Raw genomic sequence first — 18,174 nt, 5'->3', positions numbered from 1 at the left:
GATACTAAAAAAGATGCCTCATTTGAGGCATCTTTTTCTTATGCTTATTTATTAATTTTCCACAGGATCCATCACACCAGGCACATCCGGATCATCCACAATCTTAGCGTCAGCACCTAATTGTTCTAACTTTTCTTGTACGCGATCATAGCCCCGCAAAATATTGCCAGCCTTATCAATCGTCGTCGTACCATCAGCCATAAGGCCCGCAATCATTAAACAAGCGCCAGCTCTAATTTCGCTAGCAGTAACCTCAGCTCCATGAAGCTGAGCTGTTGGATGAACCAGAATAATATTATCTTCGACCTTAATATCAGCACCCATCTTTTGCAACTGAGCAATGTGACCAATTCGTTTTGGATAAATATTATCGATGACAACACCTTCGCCTGTTTTGGCTGTCAGAAGAAGCGGCGTAATTGGCTGCTGCAGATCTGTTGCAAAGCCTGGATAAACGTCTGTCTTAATTTGTACCATCTTCAAATCACCGGCAGGGTAAACATACAAAGAGTCTTCATCAGCATCAATGACGACGCCCATTTCTTCAACCTTAGCCAAATATGAGTCAAGGTGCTCTTCAATAATGTTGTGAATGCGAATTCCATTCCCAATGCAGGCAGCGAGTGAAACATAGGTGCCTGCCTCAATTCGATCTGGAATAATTGTATGCGGTATTTGTGCCTTTAACTGATCTACCCCTTCAATTCTGATTGAATCTGTTCCAGCACCACGAATAGTTGCGCCCATATTGTTTAAAAAGGTAGCTAAATCAATAATTTCCGGTTCCTTAGCAGCATTTTCAATGATTGTTTGGCCTTGGGCAGTTACGCTAGCCATAATAATATTCATTGTTGCTCCAACGGATGGCATCTTCAAATGAATCTTCGCACCCTTAAGTCCCTCACTTGGAGCCGTAATTATTATTTGATCATTTTCATTCTTTACTGATGCGCCTAATGCTTCAAAGCCCTTAATATGCTGGTCAATGGGACGTGGGCCAATATCGTCACCACCTGGAAAACCTACAATTGCCTTGCCAAAACGGCCGAGAAGTGCACCCATAAAGTAATAAGATGCACGTAAGCTTTTGATCTTACCGGCTGGCAATGGGCTCATTTTGATATTTTCTGGATCAATGCGCAAAGTCGTCTCACGAAAATCACACCGTACATCCATTTCTGCTAACAAATCCATCAAATTATCTACATCAGCAATCCGAGGCACACCCTCAAGCGTTACTGGCGTTCTTGATAAAATTGAAGCTGGAATTAGCGCAACTGTGGAATTCTTTGCGCCACCGATCCAAACATCGCCCTGCAGGGGCTTTCCACCATGAATTATCATCTGCTTCATTGGCGAAAACAAATCCTTTTCTACTTTCAATAATCATAATAATGTTAAAGGATATCAAGCAAAAAAACAAGAGGTGAGGCTTGCTCATCTCTTGTTTTTTAAGCTTTTGTATTATTCAAGTTATTAGAATTCTTCTGCAGGCAAACCACTAGCTGCGCCGATAAATGACTTAAACAAGCCTTCTGGATGTTGTGGACGGCTCAAAAATTCTGGGTGGTATTGAGCAGCAATGAAGAATTTCTTCTTTGGCAATTCAATAATTTCTACCAAACGGTTATCTGGTGAAACGCCACTGAAGACCATTCCTGCATTTTCAAAGGCTTCACGATACTTGTTGTTGAATTCGAAACGGTGACGGTGACGTTCTTGAATGACATCTTGATCATCGTAAGCAGCTCTAGTCTTAGTACCCTTCTTCAAAGTTGCTGGGTAAAGACCTAAACGCAAAGTACCACCAATGTTTTCTTCATCACGCTTATCGGCCATGATGTCGATAATATTGTTCTTGCAGTTTGGTTCTGCTTCAGTACTGTTTGCATCTTCAAGATTAAGCACGTCACGAGCAAATTCAACACTAGCCATTTGCATCCCCAAGCAGATGCCCAAGAATGGAATGTCATTTTCACGAGCATATTTAATTGCAGTAATCATGCCTTCAAGACCACGAGTACCAAAACCACCAGGAACGATTAAACCATCTGAGCCCTTCATAATGTCAGCAATGTTGTCTTCGGTAATATCCTCAGCTTGAACCTTGTCAACATCAATCTTGGTATTGTAAAGATAACCTGCGTGTTGCAAAGCGTCAGTAACTGAAATATATGCATCTTCAAGGTCAACATACTTACCAACCAAAGTAATTTTAGTGTGGTGCTTCAAGTTCTTAGCACGTTCATCAAGTCTAGTCCAAGCTGTCATATCAGCCTTTGGAAGTGGACTCTTAATTCCTAAGAAGTCGCAAACTTTTTGATCCATGCCTTGTTTTTGGAATGCTAAAGGCACATCGAACAATGATGGTGCGTCAATTGATTCAATGATTCTTTCAACTGGAACATCAGTGAAAGTAGAAATCTTATCTTTGTGTTCTTGATCAACTGGCTTTTCAGCACGCAAAACCAACATGTTTGGTTGGATACCGATGCTGCGAAGTTCAGCAACTGAATGCTGCGTTGGCTTAGTCTTCATTTCCTTTGCTGCGTGAAGATATGGAACCAAAGTACAGTGAATGTACATTACGTTTTCAGCACCAACTTCACGACGCATTTGACGAATTGCTTCCATGAATGGAGTTGATTCAATATCACCAACTGTTCCGCCGATTTCAGAAATAATTACGTCTGAATCAGTTGTAAGAGCAGCACGCATGATCTTCTTTTTGATCATATCAGTGATGTGTGGAATTACTTGAACAGTAGCACCATGGTAGTCACCACGACGTTCTTTTTCCAAAACTTCTTGATAGATCTTACCAGTGGTTACGTTAGAGTACTTACTGGTTCTTACATCAACGATTCTTTCATAGTGGCCTAAGTCAAGGTCAGCTTCAGTACCATCATCAGTAACATAAACTTCACCGTGTTGGTATGGGTTCATTGTGCCCGGGTCGATGTTGATATATGGGTCAAATTTTTGCATAGTTACTTTAAGACCGCGGTTCTTAAGAAGACGACCTAAGCTGGATGCAGTGATTCCTTTACCCAATGAAGATACGACACCGCCAGTAACGAAGATGTATTTAGTCATTTACCTGCTTCTCCTTCTTTTTAACTGAATTAATAAACAAAAAAAGCTCCCTAACTAGAGGGAGCTAAACGCACATATGGTGCCCAAGAAAAATACTATCTGCTTTTTGACTGTAAGTCAAGCAAATTAATCATCATCTTCGTCATCATCGTCATTATTTAATTGTGACAATTGACCTTCGATGCCGTCTGGCAAGCTATCATCGGTGTCATCGTTGTCTTCATCATAATCTGAATCGGTGTCATCATAGTCGTCATTTTCGTCATCGTCAGTTGCATCCAACTCATCATCTTCTGGATCATCATTGTCATAGTCGATGATATCGTCGCTGTCAGTAGCTGAAGCCAAGAAAGCATTAACCTTCTTGTGGTGCTTTCTAGTTGATTCTTCGTCTTCATCTTCTGGGTGGTTAACTTCTTCGTCAACTGATTCGTATGGGAACCATGAACGAAGTGCCCATACATTTTCACCCATGGAGATAAATTCACCATCAGTGTTCATATCTGTATAAAATTGTGGCAAACGTTCACGAATTTCTTCATCGCTCTTGTTTAAGTATTTTTGAACAGCGTTAACGATATCAGCAAATGCCATTCTCTTGCCATTATCTTCTAAAATTGCGCGAGCAACTTCGATCATTGACAATTCATCGCGGTTTTTGTCTTTAAACTTGTCTAATCCCACAGTTGTACGTCCTCTCTTTTACAATCTTTACTATTTTACTAAGCGTTTAAGTAAAAATCAACGTGACTGTATAGTTACCTATTAAGTATAGCCCACTAAAGAGGTCATATTCAATATGAAGTTTTTCAGATCCATCATTTTGTGGTTCATATTCCAGTAAATTGGTTACGCTGGTCAAATCCATCTGGCGATCACTCACCACATAGCGACAAGCTTGTTTTTCACCGGGAACAAAACGCATCAACGAATAATTCTGATGATCTACGCCACGTCGCAAAATCAATTCATTGTCCTTCAGCAGCATTTTAACAGGGATTGTTCCATCTTCCAAGTAAGACACCCGAATTGTCTTATCATCTTTTTTGATTTCGCCGTCCATGTTTTTATGAAAAGTCTCACTGTCTTTTTCTTGCGTAATTGTGCTTGTTAAATCAATGTTTATCTTCGTCATGCCACTCACTTATTTGCTATAATTTAGTTATTATATATTTTAAGCTATATTTGCTAAAAAATTAAAGATTCAGCTCGAGGAATTTTTATGCCAAGATTTCAAAGTAAAAAATTACCGACCGAGGTTGTTCTGCGTGACCCGGTTCACGGCTATATTCATATTGAAGACCAAGTCGTTCTTGATATTCTGCAATCAAAAGAATTTCAACGCATGCGCAGAATCAAACAATTAGGACCTATCAGCTTCGTTTTTGATGGAGCTACTCATACGCGCTTTGAACATAATTTGGGTGTTTATGAGTTAACACGAAGAATTTGTGACATTTTTGCCAAAAAATATCCCTCCCTTTGTCCAGGAGATGGGCTCTGGGATGATAACAATCGCTTGCTGGTAGAATGTGCCGGCTTGCTGCACGACATCGGTCACGGTCCTTATTCGCATACATTTGAGCATTTATTTGGGACTAATCATGAAAAATTAGGTCAAAAAATTATTACTGATCCGCATACCGAGATCAACCAGGCCCTAAGACAAGTTGCACCTAACTTTCCTGAAGCAGTCGCAAGCGTAATTGCGAAGACTTATCCTAACGCGCAAGTTGTTAAGATGATCTCCAGTCAGGCTGATGCCGATCGGATGGACTATTTGCAAAGAGATGCCTACTTCACTGGCGTAACTTATGGTCAATTCGACTTGTCGAGAATCCTGCGTGTTATTCGTCCTTACAGTGATGGCATTTGCTTTACCGATAACGGCATGCATGCCGTAGAAGACTATATCGTCTCCCGCTATCAGATGTACCAGCAAGTCTACTTCCACCCAGTAGGCCGATCAATGGAAGTAATTCTTCACCATCTATTGCAACGGGCAAAGGATGTTTATGAACAAGGAACATTGCCGGTAACGCCCCGTTTAGCAAAGTTTTTGGACGGCAATTGGACTTTGGAAGATTACCTTAAATTAGATGATGGCGTGATGGAAACCAACTTTTCAATGTGGACTGAAGCAAACGATCCAATTTTGTCGGATCTTTGCAAACGCTACTTGTATAGAAAGCCATTGGCCAGTGTCAAAATCAATGAAGAGACCAAAAATCTGCTGCCTAAGCTAAAAGATTTAATCAAGCAAGCAGGTTTTGATCCTGACTATTATACTGATATCAATTCGGCCTTTGATGAACCATATGATGCGTATAAACCGACCGGTAAAAACGCCAACAGCCAAATCGAAATCATGCAGGATGATGGCAGTCTGATTGAATTGTCAGAATTAAGTCCGCTGGTTCGCGCGCTGAATGGTACTTTCCAAGGGGATGAACGCTTCTTCTTCCCCAGAACAATGCTGTCAAACGATGATGAACCGCAAATTTTCGATCCTCTTTATCAAGAATTTCAAAAATACGTAAGAAATGGCGAATTACGATATTTAAGAAGACCTAACAAGAAGAAATGATTTTATACAAAAAAGGGATGAATCACATTGGAATGATTCATCCCTTTTTGATAATCACTATTAAATTTTATTCTTCAACTTCGTGACTGGCTTCGTATCTTTGGTTGAACAATGGGCTTAATGCATGGTGAGTTTGAATAAGTTTAATTGCATCACCCATTAATGGTCCAACGGATACCAAAAGCATCTTGTCGAGCTTCTTTTCAGCTGGTTGATTAATTGAATCTGTTAAGACTAAATTCTTAATTGGTGAGTCATTTAATCTCTTGATAGCTGGACCAGACAAAACAGCGTGAGTAGCTGAAGCATAAACTTCAGTCGCACCTGCATCCATCAAGGCCTTAGCTGCTAAAGTAATGGTACCGGCAGTATCGATCATATCATCGATAATGATGGCACGTTTACCTTTAACGTCACCGATAATGTTCATAACTTCGGAAACATTGGCTCTTGGGCGACGTTTATCAACAATTGCGATTCCTGTACCCAAGAATTCAGCAAGCTTTCTTGCACGAGTAACACCACCGTGGTCTGGAGAAACAACAACAGCATTTTCTTGCAGCTTGTTGCGTAAGAAGTAGTCAGCCAAAAGAGGAGCACCCATCAAATTATCAACAGGAATATCGAAGAAACCTTGAATTTGAGGAGCGTGCAAGTCAAGTGACAATACTTGATCAGCACCAGCAGTTTGCAACATATCAGCTACAAGCTTAGCAGTGATTGGTTCACGAGCACGAGTCAGACGGTCTTGACGAGCATAACCATAGTAAGGCATGACAATGTTGATGCTGCGTGCACTTGCACGACGAACGGCATCAATCATGATCAACAGTTCCATCAAGTTATCATTAACTGGATCACTGGTGGATTGAATCAAATATACATCTTTACCACGAACAGATTCATCAATATTGATTTGAATCTCGCCGTCACTAAAACGTTCAACACTTGATTTTGAAAGTGGAACGCCAACTCGATCAGCGATCTTTTGTGCCAAAGGTACATTTGAATTAAGGGCAAAAATCATTAAATCGTCTTTATAAGACATAATTTCCTCCGTAAAAATATGCTAACAACTTTTATTTTAGCAGAGATTCAATAAAAATAAATCTAATATAGCTTAATTTTGCCAAAAACAAAAAGCAGTCAATTCAATTGATTGACTGCTTTTCTCTGTTAAACTTTTTTCTCTGTTATGTCTTGCGTCTAAGATTATTATATAACAGCCGTTATTCATTGCAAGTCACTTTTTTAAAAATAATTTTGGTGCCAGCTCCAATAACTTTCAATAAATCTAGATCGTTTGACACAACATGCCCAATAACATTCACCCGCTCATCAGCTGGCAAATCGATCTTGGTTATCTGCAATTCACCCTTGTAGTGCAAATACTTGTCGTTATCGCAGGTTATACTGCCCTTTGGACGTGGTTTAGTCTCCTGCAGGCCAGTATTAAACAATTGTCTTTCTCTGCCTTCCTGCAGTCGAACAACCTGTTCTGCGAGGTCAGGCCGGTTATGCCATGTGTTTTCAGTTAATTCTGGCAAATCCCGATCAATATGCAGTGTGATCGCATCCTGCTTTAAATAATTGATAAAACTGTTGATCGTACTTTGCTTAAGGGAAACATCCCCAACAAAAACATGATCTACATGCAATTTTTTCAATTCAATCATCGCTGCCAACGGATTCTCATGCCGTTGACATTCAAGCGTTGGCAAGCCTGCAAAAATTGGGCCACGTAATTCTCCATCACCTGGAATAAAGGCCAATGTCTGCAAATCATGCTCCTTGAGCCATTTATTCTTTTTATCTAACCATTCTGCTCCCAAGCCAGTCTCAGGACGTGGATAATAATTATGCCAAGCAACCAAATGATCAAAAGCAGCGTTGTACTCTTTTAAATCGAGCAAGTCTTTTTCTGTAATCGTACTTGCATTTAGGGCAATTGGCATTGACTTAGATAATTTGGCAACTACATCCATGCCGATGCCTGCATCGATTCTCAAGCCAGTTAAATCAAGAGCCTGAACTTGTCCGACATCATGAATATCGACACCGATTTTTTCTAATCCAACTGCCGAAACATCAGCAATAATTGACAGATCAAGATTTGAGCACCACTTGGTCAATTCCTTTAGGTGACTCTTAGTCTGTTCAGGATCATTTTCATTAATCTGTAAAGAAGTAAATACCGTATCAAAGCCGGCATTTCTCATCGCAATTAAGTAATTATAATCATCAGCCGTTAGCATCCGGCCAACATAAATTGAAAATCCTAGCATAAATATCCCACTTCTCCAAGCTGCTAACTTTACTTTTACGCTATTATTTTAAACTACTTTTTTAAAACTTTTTACTTGTATTCAAACTGTAACTTTTCTCCAAAAAAATAGAATCGACACCCAAATTGAATATCGATTCTATTTAAAAGCTCGATTAATCAAATTAATTGATGTAATCAGAAATATTCAAAGTCCGGCTTTGACCATTAGATGAATTGATTGTCAAAGTTTGGTTATTAGTGTATTGAATATCGCTTTCGTTAACGTCGTTAGCTGCAGCTGCAACCTTGATAATTGCAGCAATTTCAGTTTGCGTAAGGACGTTTCTGTCAGTAACATTTACACGAGCACCATTCAAAGCAGATTGAGCTGAAGTGATGGCTGAAACAGCTTGCTTAACTTGAGCAACAGTTGCGGTGCTTGAATTATTAACCTTTTCACCAGCAGTAATAGCTGAGTCGTAAGTGCTTCTCAAAGTATTAGCTGATAACTTGTAAGCATCGCTTTGCTTTACAGTTGAAGCATTGCTGATCAAGCTGTTTAATTGACTCTTGTCTGAGCTAGTAGCAACAGTAGCAGCATCCTTAGCATCTTGCATAGTGTTAGTTGGTGTTAATTGCCTGCCGCTTACTAATTGAACATCGCTTACCTTAACGTACGATGATGAATCACTAGCAATCTTGTAGAATTCGACTGCTTGGTTTTCAGATTTTACCCAAATCCATAACATACTGCTTACACGCAAGCTTTGACCAGCACTAAATGGATTGTTGCTTATAGCCTCACCTTTAGAGTTGTAAGTTGGTGCATCAGTCTTCATCATAACAATGGTGTCAGCTGTAGTTTTAGTTGGAGTTGGTTCAACGTAAGTTGGGTCTGTAATAATGGTCTTGCCTTGAGAAACATAAGCATTAACAGCCTTGATGTATTGGTTTTCACCAATTTGATAGTACCACTTTTCACCAATCTTCTTAGCGCCAAGAACGGCATATTGTGAACCCTTGATTCCGTATTGGGCTGGTTCAGTATAACTACCGTTTTTATTATAAATAATAGAGTTAGAAACTAAAGTAATGTAAGTTTCGTCATCATCAGTATCAATGTCATTAGTAGAAGTTTTAACTACCTTAGCGTTAGCCTTCTTAATGTATTGACCTTTGCCTAAGTTATAGTATGACTTGCCGCCAATTGTCTTGGTGCCAACGTAAGCCACAGTCGCATTTTTCTTTAAAGTACCTGCTGACTTGATTCTCTTGCCATTTTTATCATAAACATAAGCATTGTGAGTCAACTTAATTCTCTTAGTAGTAGAAGCTTCAGCAGAAGCCTTAGCACTGCTAGTAGTTACCTTCTTGCCATTAACAGTACCAACATTAGCAGTCTTAACGTAACTATTGTTGCCAAGGAAGTAGTAAACTTTGCCATCAATCTTCTTGGTTCCGTATGCCTTAAGAGAAGTACCTTTAGCAAGTTTTGAATAAGTCTTGCCGTTGTACTTGTACTTGGTGATACGTTTGCCAGTTGATGAGTAAACGTATGAATGATGTGACAAAACAATTGTATTTGCCTTAGTGGTTGCTGCTTGAACAGTTGTACTTGTAGTATTTTGCACGCCAGCAGCAAGAACTGGACTGATGCCGATCAAAGCAGCTGCAGAAACTGTAACTAATTTATGACTTAATTTCATATATACCTCTACCTTATAAATAAACAATAGTAAATACGTTAGTATTATAACGCAAAAGAAAAGAGAACTTCATTAAGAGGTTCTCTTTATAATAGATAATTAATCTAGTTGATAAAGACTTGTAACATTTATCTAGTCTTTACGTCGCTGGCCTTAATGTAATACTTGCCTGGTTGCAAAGCATAGTACTTAACGCCACTGATTGTCTTAGTGCCTAAGCCGTTAATCTTAACACCCTTGCCAATAACAGTGTACTTCTTGCTGCTCATGTAAGTAGTAGCCTTCTTGCCCTTGTTAGTATAAACTTGAGCTTTGCGAACAGTTACCAACTTAGTAACAGTAGTCTTAGTAGTGGTCTTCTTTGAACTAGAAGAAGTGGAGCTGCTCTTCTTAGTAGTTGTTGTCTTGCTAGTAGTCTTCTTAGTTGAAGTGCTCTTAGTTGCAGCAGACTTAACAGTAACAGTTTTACCATTAGTAGTAAGGGTAATGGTCTTGCCGCTTACTTTGTAGCTAACAGTACCCTTGGTTGAAGCAGCTGGGATCCAGTACTTAGAATCGCTTCGGATAGCGTAGTAGTATTCACCATTTACTTCCTTGACTCTCCAAATCTTATAAGTTAAACCCTTGTAAGCTTTTTCGCTAGTCTTCTTGCCACTGTTGTTAACAAAATACATTGTCTTAGTAGCAGTAACTTTATCACCATAAACAATGTGAGTTGAGCTAGTAGCAGCTTGAACAACGTTTGCATTTGGGGCAGCAGCCAAAACTGGACTTACACCCATTAATGCAGCAACAGAAACCATAACTAATTTGTGACTTAATTTCATATTTCTCCTCCTCAATATAAACAGTTTTAAACCTCACAGTTCACTAACTATTGTAAGCCAAAAATAAAAAAAGGCGCAACTTTAGGAGAGAAATTCAGACTTTCTTAGTTTTTGAAACGTTTTTGGCTTTAATCCAGCCTTTGTTAGTGACATAAAAGCTGGTGCCATTGACCTTTTGAATTGAATAGCCTTTCAAACGCGTGCCTTTTTTCAGGACTTTAACCGTGCCTTTATTTAAATAGCCACGACTGTTATAAACATACGAATTGCGTTTCAACACTAATGAAGTCGTCACTACAGGATCATAAGTTGTATATGTAACCGTGCTCTTGGTTTTTTTTGTCGTCAGCACCATCATGCTTCCGCCGGCAGCCTTATACCAGACCGTGCCATAGACAGCCGAAATTGGCAGCCATTGCTTATTTTTAGTGGCATAGTAAATTTTTTTGCCGTAGCGCAGATAATAAATACGATAACCCTTGCCTTTTTTAGCCAGTGTTTTCGTCTTTTTATTCTTGCTGGTTAAAAAGTAAGTATTTTTCTTTAAAACAACGTAGCTATTTTTAGAAACCGTCTTAATCCATGTACTAGGAATAGTGGTCGTTGTCTTTTTAGTACTGCTTGCTAAGGCAGGCTGCGAAAAAATTAATAAGCTGCATAATGTCGCCATCAATATTAAAATTTTTCGCTTCATTTGATCTCTAATCTCCCTTTATGTTTATTTTTCAATGATTATTATAAAGCAAAAAGACTGAGAAAATTTTCCCAGTCTTTCTTCTTAACAATAATTTTTTATTCCCAATCCTTGTCTTTGGAAAGAGGAAGCTTATGCCAATAATCTGGCTTGTTGACTTGACGGCCACGACCAATTGCCATTTCGTACTTGCCAACATCCTTAGTAACAGTGGTATCAGCTGCAATAAAGGCATGGTCAGCCACATTGATTGGTGCAATTAAAGTTGAACCTGCACCGATAAAGGAGTGATCACCGACATTAGTATGGAACTTCTTAACACCATCGTAGTTTGAGAAGATAGTACCACAACCGATATTAATGTCTTTGCCTAAAGTAGCATCGCCAACATAAGTTAAGTGACCTACCTTGGTATTTTCACCAATTTCAGCATTCTTGACTTCAACAAAGTTGCCGATATGAGCGCCTTGACGAACAACAGCCTTTGGACGAAGGTGTGAGTTAGGACCAATATCAGTATTGTCATCCATTTCAGCTTCTTGCAAAGTAGAAGAAGTAATTGTTACGCCATTGCCAATCTTAGAGTCAACAATTCTTGAACCGTTGGTAATCAAGCAATCGCTGCCAATTTCAGTATTGCCTTTAATGACAACATTGCCTTCAATAACAGTATCATTACCAATTTTAACATCGCTATCGATATAAGCAGTTGCAGGATCAATAAAGGAAACACCGTTACGCATGTGAGCTTCATTGATTCTCTTTTGCATAATCTTAGTTGCTTGGGCTAAAGCGATTCGATCATTTACACCAAGACTTTCACTGAAGTCATGCATCTTATATGCACCAACGCGTTCGCCTTCATTACGCAAAATTTCAAGAACATCAGTTAAGTAGTATTCACCTTGAGCGTTGTTGTTATCAACATGCTTTAAAGCTTCAAACAATTTCTTGTTATCGAAGCAAAAGACGCCAGTGTTAATTTCCTTAACCTTCAATTCCTCTGGCTTACCGTCTTTTTGTTCAACGATTCTTAAAACATTGCCTTGGTCATCACGAATAATTCGACCATAGCCAAATGGATTTGGAGCTTCAGCAGTCAAAACAGTAGCTGCATTTCCCTTTTCTGCATGATAAGCAAACAAATTCTTAAAAGTATTAGTTGTAAATAATGGGGTATCACCAGTTACTACCAAGGTGGCGCCATCTTTATCAGCCAATTTTTCTTTAGCTGTTAATACGGCATCCCCGGTTCCCAATTGTTTTTCTTGGAAGGCAAAATCAGACTTGCCAGTTAAAACCTTTTCTACTTCGCCTGCACCAGTACCAACAACAGTGATGATTTCTTCTGGATCAACGCCACGTGCAGCGTCAACAACGTGTTCCACCATCATTTTGCCACAAACCTTGTGTAAAACTTTGTAAAGTTTAGACTTCATTCGCGTACCCTTGCCTGCGGCAAGAACAACTACATATTTTTTCATTGATTAAACCTCTTAATTATCAAAACTAGATAATAGTATACCATTTTTATTTTAAAAACGACTAAAGTCCGTTTGATCTAAGAAGTTGCCTGGTTCAGCTAAAATGATTCGTTTTTGCGTATCGATCTTGCTGATCTTAACCAAAGAAAGATAATTATCGACTAATTTTTCTTTATCAAAGTCTGCTTCACAAAGAACGCAAATGCCAGAAATACTGCCTTCAAATTCCTTAACTAATTCTTCCATTCCAGTCAAGGTACCGCCGCCCTTCATAAAGTCATCGACGATTAAGACATTGGCGCCTTTTTGCAATGCTCTAGTTGGCAATTCCATCTTGGCTACTCGTGAAAGTGAAGAAGAAATGTAGTTAACAGAAACAGTAGCTCCTTCAGTAACTTTTGAGCGCTTGCGAGCAGTGACAAAAGGAACGTCCAAATAACGAGCAGCCGCTTCAGCTAACGGAATTCCTTTGGTTTCAACTGTCATAACTGCATCAACTTTTGAATAAGCAAAATGAGTTGCAATTAATTTGCCAATCTTTTGCAAGTCTTGTGAATTGCCTAAAATATCTGATAAATAAACAAAACCACCTGGCAAAATTCTGCTTGAATCTTCAATTCGTGAAGATAAATCTGCTAAGTAGTCTTCAGCATGCTTTTGACCTAAATATGGAATATAGCGTACACCACCAGCAGCACCTGCAGCAGTTTCCAAAATGCCATCCTGATTGCCAGCAAGTGTGTGCTTCAAAATAGCCAAGTCTTCAGAAATGGATGATTTTGCGGCATCATAACGCTTAGCAAAGAAAGGCAAAGAAATTAAAGTATGCGGACGCTCCATTAAATATTTAGTCATGTCCACCAATCTTTCTGAACGTTTCATGTAATTTCCTTTCTTAATGTTTGTATTTATCTTTTCCAATATACTCTAAAAGAGAAAAAAAAGCACTAACATTTTCAAAAATGTTAGTGACAAAATTTCATTTGCTAGTTATTTAAGCTTCGGCTTCTTCAGCTTTATCATCAAATTCTAATGCAATATTCTTAGTTAATAAATCAGTGTAACTATAAGAAACGTGTTTAAAATTATTTTGATGTTGGTCTAAATCAACTACAAACACTGCCGGAAAAGTTTCGCGTAAAACTCCCCGTCTTTTTGTAATCTTCTTACGTCCCGCTTGGGCAACTACTGTTAAAGGATCGCCTAAATGAGAATCTAACTTTGCTTTAATCGTATGAATTGATGTTGGCACTAAGAAACATCTCCTTCGTGTCAATTTTATCATAATTTTAATTTATTAGCAAGATCGTTCACAAACTGGTAATTATTGCTTAGGCAATAGCATTGGCAATTTTAATAAATTGCGCAATCGTTAAGTCTTCCGGCCTGATCTTAGGGTCAACACCAAGACTAGCTATCAATTCTGCTCTTTTATCAGCATCCGGAATCAAATTCTTTAAATTATTGTTGAGCGTCTTTCTTCTTTGAGCAAAACACATTTTCACTACCTTGTTAAAATGTGCCCGCCGACCAACATCAGGTTTATGCTCTATTGGCGTTAAAACTACAACGCTTGAATCCACCTTAGGCCGTGGCATAAATGAGGTATGGTCAACTTGCAAGGCCAGTTCAACATGCATCTGCGTTTGAGTTGCAATAGTAAGCGGGCCATAAGCTTTGCTGCCTGGTTTTGCTTCTAAACGTTTAGCAACTTCCTTTTGCATCATCAAGGTTAAACTGGCAAAACGCAGATCAGATTCTGCCAAAGCAAAGATAATTGGCGTTGTAATGTAATAAGGTAAATTGGCAACTACTTTAATCGGCTGACTAAAATCAAAGAAAGCACCAATATCCTTTTTAAAATCAGCCTGCAAAACATCTTTAAGCAGCAAATGGAAACGCTGGTCAAGTGGCTGATCTCCTATTTTGGCTGGCAATTCGTTTTGCAAAATTTTAGGCAAACTATCATCAACTTCATAAGCGAATACTTTGGCACCATGAAGCAAAAGCTGCTCAGTTAATGAACCGATCCCGGGACCAATTTCAATTACTTGGTCTCCTTCTTGAATATCAGCGGCATTGACAATTCCTAAAATTGCATTTTGAGCAACTAAGAAATTTTGTCCTAAATTCTTCTTTGCTTTAACAAAGTAGCGATTAATAATTGCCTGCGTTCTAACCGGTGACCCGATCGGAATTCGATTAGTCATTCTTAGCCTCCTCGACTGCATGCTTCAATTCCGCATAGCCAATGCCAAAAGTATTCAAGCGCTGATAAAAAGTCTTAGCATTGCCGTAGCCGATGCTTAAAACCGCACCTACTTTTTCGCGCAATTGCTTAGAGCCACTTCCGGCAGCCAAGCCTAATTCACGATAACGTGAAAAGGTCAGGTCACTCTTAGTTTCTTCGACTTCGTGCAAATCACTTAAAGCACGCTCTAATGCTTCTTTTGAAGCATGCTCAACCCCAAGACTGTTGCCTCGTTTTTGCGGCTCGCCTTCCTTACGCGTGATAAAAGCTTGCTTAGCAATTGGGACTGCCTTGGTTACAATTCGCCGAATGCGTTCGCCATTAAAGTCTGGATCAGTAAATACGATGATCTCGCGACTTTGACTTAATTTTTTCAATTCGGCCAATACTTCATCGGAGACAGCCGAACCGTTCGTTTCTACTGTTTCAATTCCCGGGAAAAATTGTTTCAAGCGGATCGTATCGTCTTTTCCCTCAACGACAACAACCGCATTAAATTTCTTTTTATTTAAGATCATAAACTCTCACAGTATTTGCATATGTAGCTTTAGCTATTTCATCTAGAGTAATTCCCTTTAACTTGGCAATTGCTTCGGCCACGTAACGCACATAACCCGTTTCGTTTTGATGGCCACGATATGGCTTGGGCGTTAAGTATGGCGCATCTGTTTCAATCAAAAAGCGATCCATTGGAACAGCCTTGGCCGATTCGTGAACTTCTGTTGCTTTAGTAAATGAAACAACACCTGAATAAGAGAAGTAGACGTTCAATTTCAAAAATCGATTCAGCCAATCTACGCCACCATTAAAGCTGTGCAATATTGCACCATATTCAAGATTGCTGTTTTTCAAAATGTTATAGCAATCTTCAAAAGCATCTCTGGTGTGAATATTAACCGGCATTCTTAATTCATGAGCAATTTCAATTTGACGTGCAAAAACTTCCCTTTGCATATCGCGTGGCGATTCATCCCAATAATAGTCAAGGCCTACTTCGCCTAAAGCTACAACCTTAGGCATTTGCAACTGCTCAATCAATTCATCTTCTGCTTTTTGATCAAAATCCTTCGCCACATCGGGACAATAGCCAACCATTGCATAAACTTCATCAAAACGGTCCGCTAAATCAATTGCTCGCTGATTGAAATCTGGATCCTGTCCCGCACAAATAACTTTGGTTACGCCCAAAGCTTTTGCTCGTTCAAGGTAATATTCTTCTTTTCCGCGAAAAGGTTCATCATTTAAATGCGTATGGTTGTCAATAAGTTCCATTAGCCTAATTCAGCTCCAACAGCATGTTCATCCCCAACAAGGGCCAACTTGATTTCGCCGTTCTTTTCACTAGACAAAAGCATACCTTGGCTTTCATGACCAAGCATCTTGCGTGGCTTCAAGTTAGTAACGGCCAAAACCTTCTTATCCAAAAGTTCACTTGCATCTGGATAGAATTTGCGAATGCCGCTCAAAATTTGTCTTTCTTGGCCATCGCCAAAGTCGAGCTTGAACAAGAGAAGCTTGCTTGAGCCTTGAACTGGTTCAACTGACAAGATCTTGCCGACTTGAATTTTAACCTTGTTAAAGTCGTCAATGGTAATTTGCTTACCTTCTTTTTGCTCGCTTCTGGTTTGCTTCTTTGGCTTAGCCTTCTTCATTTGTTCTTTGATGTATTTCACTTCAATATCATTCTTAAGTCTTGGGAAGATTGGCGTTGGTTTTTCTGTTACCTTGACATTCCAGTCAAAGCCAGCAAATTCAAGTTTCTTTTCTTCCGCATTATTCCAGTCAAGACCAAGCTGCTTAAACATTTTAAGTGGGCTTTTGGTCATAATTGGTGAAATCAAAATTGCCACAATCCGCAAACTTTCAGCTAAGTTGCTCATTACCCGTGACAATTCTTCCTTCTTGCCCTCTTTGTTCAAAGTCCAAGGAGTGGTTTCATCAATGTACTTGTTGGCACGAGAAATCAATTTCCAAATTGCATCCAAAGCTTGGGAGAAGTGCAAAGCATCCATTTGCTTTTGGTATTCGGCAATTGTTTCTTTAGCAGTTTTAATCAAATCTGTACCGAATTCATCTTGGTCGCTAGCAACAGGTGCTACTTCGCCATCTTGGTATTGATTGATCATGGAAACTGTTCTGTTCAAAAGGTTGCCAAGGTCATTAGCCAAGTCAAAGTTTACTCTTTCAACAAAGTCTTCAGGAGTAAAGATTCCATCTGAACCAAATGGAATTTCACGCATCAAGTAGTAGCGAAGAGCATCAAGGCCGTAACGTTCAACAATCATTTCTGGATAAACGGCGTTGCCCTTGGACTTAGACATCTTGCCGTCTTTCATCAATACCCAGCCGTGGCCAAAAATTTGCTTAGGAAGCGGCAAGCCTAATGCCATCAGCATAATTGGCCAGTAAATGGTGTGGAAACGGACAATTTCCTTACCTACCAAATGAACATCTGCAGGCCAGTATTTCCTAAAGAGTGAATCATCATCTGAGCCATAACCTAATGCCGTAATATAGTTGGACAAAGCATCGATCCAAACATAAACAACGTGCTTTGGATCGCTTGGAACTGGAATTCCCCAGTCAACAGTCGTCCGCGTTACAGAAAGGTCTTCCAAACCTGGCTTGATGAAGTTGTTGATCATTTCTTTTTCACGTGAGTGAGGCAAAATGAAATCTGGATGGTCCTTATAGTATTGAACCAATCTGTCGGCATACTTGCTCATCTTGAAGAAGTATGAAGGTTCCTTAACCAATTGAACTTCGTGACCTGATGGTGCTTTACCACCGATAACATTGCCGTCATCATCTTTGTAAACTTCGGCAAGCTGCGATTCAGTGAAGTATTCTTCATCTTCAACTGAGTACCAGCCAGTGTATTCGCCAAGATAGATATCGCCTTGCTTTAATAATTTTTCAAAAATCTTTTGTACAGCTTTAACGTGTTGTGGATCAGTCGTCCGGATAAATTTGTCATAGGAAATATCCAGCATCTTCCACAACTTCTTGTATGAAGCTGCCATTTTATCAACAAATTCTTGAGGCTTAATGCCTTGTTTTTCAGCTTTTTGTTCAATCTTTAAACCGTGCTCGTCAGTTCCAGTTAAGAAGAAGGTATCATAACCTTGAGCACGCTTGTAACGGGCCATTGAATCAGCCGCAATTGTCGTATATGCATTACCGATTGTTAACTTACCAGATGGGTAATAAATTGGGGTTGTAATATAAAAAGTCTTTTTATCAGCCATACTTTTTGATACTCC

At 39.3% G+C, this 18,174-nt stretch carries 17 protein-coding genes; 1 reads left to right on the top strand and 16 read right to left on the bottom strand.

Annotated elements, in window-relative coordinates; all coding sequences use genetic code 11:
* Positions 1-51: 51 nt before the first annotated feature.
* The 4 genes from D0Z64_RS01120 to D0Z64_RS01105 all read right to left on the bottom strand — a co-directional run bounded on the left by D0Z64_RS01120 (position 52) and on the right by D0Z64_RS01105 (position 4,231).
* Entirely contained in the window at positions 52-1,353 is a 1,302-nt protein-coding gene (locus D0Z64_RS01120; RefSeq protein WP_127345537.1) for a UDP-N-acetylglucosamine 1-carboxyvinyltransferase, read from the bottom strand.
* Between the two features lie 123 nt (positions 1,354-1,476).
* Positions 1,477-3,096, bottom strand: a complete 1,620-nt coding sequence (locus tag D0Z64_RS01115; protein ID WP_080881107.1) for a CTP synthase — start codon at positions 3,094-3,096, stop codon at positions 1,477-1,479.
* 126 nt (positions 3,097-3,222) lie between these two features.
* A complete protein-coding gene (rpoE, locus tag D0Z64_RS01110; protein WP_080881106.1) occupies positions 3,223-3,780 on the bottom strand; it encodes a DNA-directed RNA polymerase subunit delta in 558 nt (185 codons plus the stop codon).
* Positions 3,781-3,826: 46 nt separating this feature from the next.
* Complete coding sequence (locus D0Z64_RS01105; RefSeq protein WP_006351971.1) at positions 3,827-4,231, bottom strand: DUF1934 domain-containing protein; 405 nt, start codon at positions 4,229-4,231, stop codon at positions 3,827-3,829.
* Positions 4,232-4,318: 87 nt separating this feature from the next.
* Between D0Z64_RS01105 and D0Z64_RS01100 the strand changes: the two genes are divergently transcribed.
* Positions 4,319-5,683: an HD domain-containing protein gene (locus D0Z64_RS01100; RefSeq protein WP_080881104.1), complete on the top strand. Its 1,365-nt coding sequence runs from the start codon at positions 4,319-4,321 to the stop codon at positions 5,681-5,683.
* A gap of 67 nt (positions 5,684-5,750) precedes the next feature.
* Here D0Z64_RS01100 and D0Z64_RS01095 read toward each other — a convergent pair whose 3' ends face one another.
* The 12 genes from D0Z64_RS01095 to metG form a co-directional block, all read right to left on the bottom strand.
* Positions 5,751-6,731, bottom strand: coding sequence for a ribose-phosphate diphosphokinase (locus tag D0Z64_RS01095; protein ID WP_006351973.1), 981 nt, complete (start codon positions 6,729-6,731; stop codon positions 5,751-5,753).
* Between the two features lie 181 nt (positions 6,732-6,912).
* On the bottom strand, positions 6,913-7,968 hold the full coding sequence (locus tag D0Z64_RS01090) for a MupG family TIM beta-alpha barrel fold protein (RefSeq protein ID WP_080881103.1): 1,056 nt from the start codon (positions 7,966-7,968) through the stop codon (positions 6,913-6,915).
* Between the two features lie 163 nt (positions 7,969-8,131).
* Entirely contained in the window at positions 8,132-9,655 is a 1,524-nt protein-coding gene (locus D0Z64_RS01085) for an SLAP domain-containing protein (RefSeq protein WP_127345536.1), read from the bottom strand.
* Positions 9,656-9,783: 128 nt separating this feature from the next.
* On the bottom strand, positions 9,784-10,482 hold the full coding sequence (locus tag D0Z64_RS01080; protein WP_080881101.1) for an SLAP domain-containing protein: 699 nt from the start codon (positions 10,480-10,482) through the stop codon (positions 9,784-9,786).
* A 94-nt stretch (positions 10,483-10,576) separates the two neighbouring features.
* The gene (locus D0Z64_RS01075; RefSeq protein WP_080881100.1) at positions 10,577-11,176 is read right to left on the bottom strand and encodes an SLAP domain-containing protein; all 600 of its coding nucleotides are present in this window, start codon (positions 11,174-11,176) and stop codon (positions 10,577-10,579) included.
* A 98-nt stretch (positions 11,177-11,274) separates the two neighbouring features.
* Positions 11,275-12,660: a bifunctional UDP-N-acetylglucosamine diphosphorylase/glucosamine-1-phosphate N-acetyltransferase GlmU gene (glmU, locus tag D0Z64_RS01070; RefSeq protein ID WP_080881099.1), complete on the bottom strand. Its 1,386-nt coding sequence runs from the start codon at positions 12,658-12,660 to the stop codon at positions 11,275-11,277.
* A gap of 51 nt (positions 12,661-12,711) precedes the next feature.
* Positions 12,712-13,542: a pur operon repressor gene (purR, locus tag D0Z64_RS01065; protein ID WP_006351979.1), complete on the bottom strand. Its 831-nt coding sequence runs from the start codon at positions 13,540-13,542 to the stop codon at positions 12,712-12,714.
* Between the two features lie 112 nt (positions 13,543-13,654).
* Positions 13,655-13,912, bottom strand: coding sequence for a Veg family protein (locus D0Z64_RS01060; protein ID WP_080881098.1), 258 nt, complete (start codon positions 13,910-13,912; stop codon positions 13,655-13,657).
* 79 nt (positions 13,913-13,991) lie between these two features.
* Positions 13,992-14,870 carry a 16S rRNA (adenine(1518)-N(6)/adenine(1519)-N(6))-dimethyltransferase RsmA gene (gene rsmA, locus D0Z64_RS01055; protein ID WP_080881097.1) on the bottom strand — a complete coding sequence of 293 codons (879 nt, stop codon included), beginning with the start codon at positions 14,868-14,870 and terminating at the stop codon, positions 13,992-13,994.
* The gene (gene rnmV / locus D0Z64_RS01050; protein ID WP_080881096.1) at positions 14,863-15,429 is read right to left on the bottom strand and encodes a ribonuclease M5; all 567 of its coding nucleotides are present in this window, start codon (positions 15,427-15,429) and stop codon (positions 14,863-14,865) included. Before rnmV ends, rsmA begins: the two co-directional genes overlap by 8 nt.
* Positions 15,416-16,183 (bottom strand): TatD family hydrolase, encoded by a 768-nt coding sequence (locus D0Z64_RS01045; RefSeq protein WP_080881095.1) that lies wholly within the window; start codon positions 16,181-16,183, stop codon positions 15,416-15,418. Before D0Z64_RS01045 ends, rnmV begins: the two co-directional genes overlap by 14 nt.
* A complete protein-coding gene (metG, locus tag D0Z64_RS01040; protein WP_080881094.1) occupies positions 16,183-18,159 on the bottom strand; it encodes a methionine--tRNA ligase in 1,977 nt (658 codons plus the stop codon). The genes D0Z64_RS01045 and metG overlap by 1 nt, the downstream gene beginning before the upstream one ends.
* Positions 18,160-18,174 lie beyond the last annotated feature (15 nt).

This window comes from Lactobacillus amylolyticus, assembly GCF_003999355.1.
Classification (GTDB): domain Bacteria; phylum Bacillota; class Bacilli; order Lactobacillales; family Lactobacillaceae; genus Lactobacillus; species Lactobacillus amylolyticus.
The sequence above is the reverse complement of the archived record's forward strand: the minus strand, read 5'-3'. Positions and strand labels throughout refer to the sequence as shown.

Coding starts and splice junctions, on each gene's coding strand:
- D0Z64_RS01105 (WP_006351971.1), bottom strand. CDS start 4,231: ATGACGAAGATAAACATTGATTTAACAAGCACAATTACGCAAGAAAAA.
- D0Z64_RS01080 (WP_080881101.1), bottom strand. CDS start 10,482: ATGAAATTAAGTCACAAATTAGTTATGGTTTCTGTTGCTGCATTAATG.
- D0Z64_RS01120 (WP_127345537.1), bottom strand. CDS start 1,353: ATGAAGCAGATGATAATTCATGGTGGAAAGCCCCTGCAGGGCGATGTT.
- D0Z64_RS01075 (WP_080881100.1), bottom strand. CDS start 11,176: ATGAAGCGAAAAATTTTAATATTGATGGCGACATTATGCAGCTTATTA.
- D0Z64_RS01100 (WP_080881104.1), top strand. CDS start 4,319: ATGCCAAGATTTCAAAGTAAAAAATTACCGACCGAGGTTGTTCTGCGT.
- glmU (WP_080881099.1), bottom strand. CDS start 12,660: ATGAAAAAATATGTAGTTGTTCTTGCCGCAGGCAAGGGTACGCGAATG.
- rnmV (WP_080881096.1), bottom strand. CDS start 15,429: ATGATCTTAAATAAAAAGAAATTTAATGCGGTTGTTGTCGTTGAGGGA.
- D0Z64_RS01090 (WP_080881103.1), bottom strand. CDS start 7,968: ATGCTAGGATTTTCAATTTATGTTGGCCGGATGCTAACGGCTGATGAT.
- D0Z64_RS01095 (WP_006351973.1), bottom strand. CDS start 6,731: ATGTCTTATAAAGACGATTTAATGATTTTTGCCCTTAATTCAAATGTA.
- D0Z64_RS01045 (WP_080881095.1), bottom strand. CDS start 16,183: ATGGAACTTATTGACAACCATACGCATTTAAATGATGAACCTTTTCGC.
- metG (WP_080881094.1), bottom strand. CDS start 18,159: ATGGCTGATAAAAAGACTTTTTATATTACAACCCCAATTTATTACCCA.
- purR (WP_006351979.1), bottom strand. CDS start 13,542: ATGAAACGTTCAGAAAGATTGGTGGACATGACTAAATATTTAATGGAG.
- D0Z64_RS01115 (WP_080881107.1), bottom strand. CDS start 3,096: ATGACTAAATACATCTTCGTTACTGGCGGTGTCGTATCTTCATTGGGT.
- D0Z64_RS01085 (WP_127345536.1), bottom strand. CDS start 9,655: ATGAAATTAAGTCATAAATTAGTTACAGTTTCTGCAGCTGCTTTGATC.
- rsmA (WP_080881097.1), bottom strand. CDS start 14,870: ATGACTAATCGAATTCCGATCGGGTCACCGGTTAGAACGCAGGCAATT.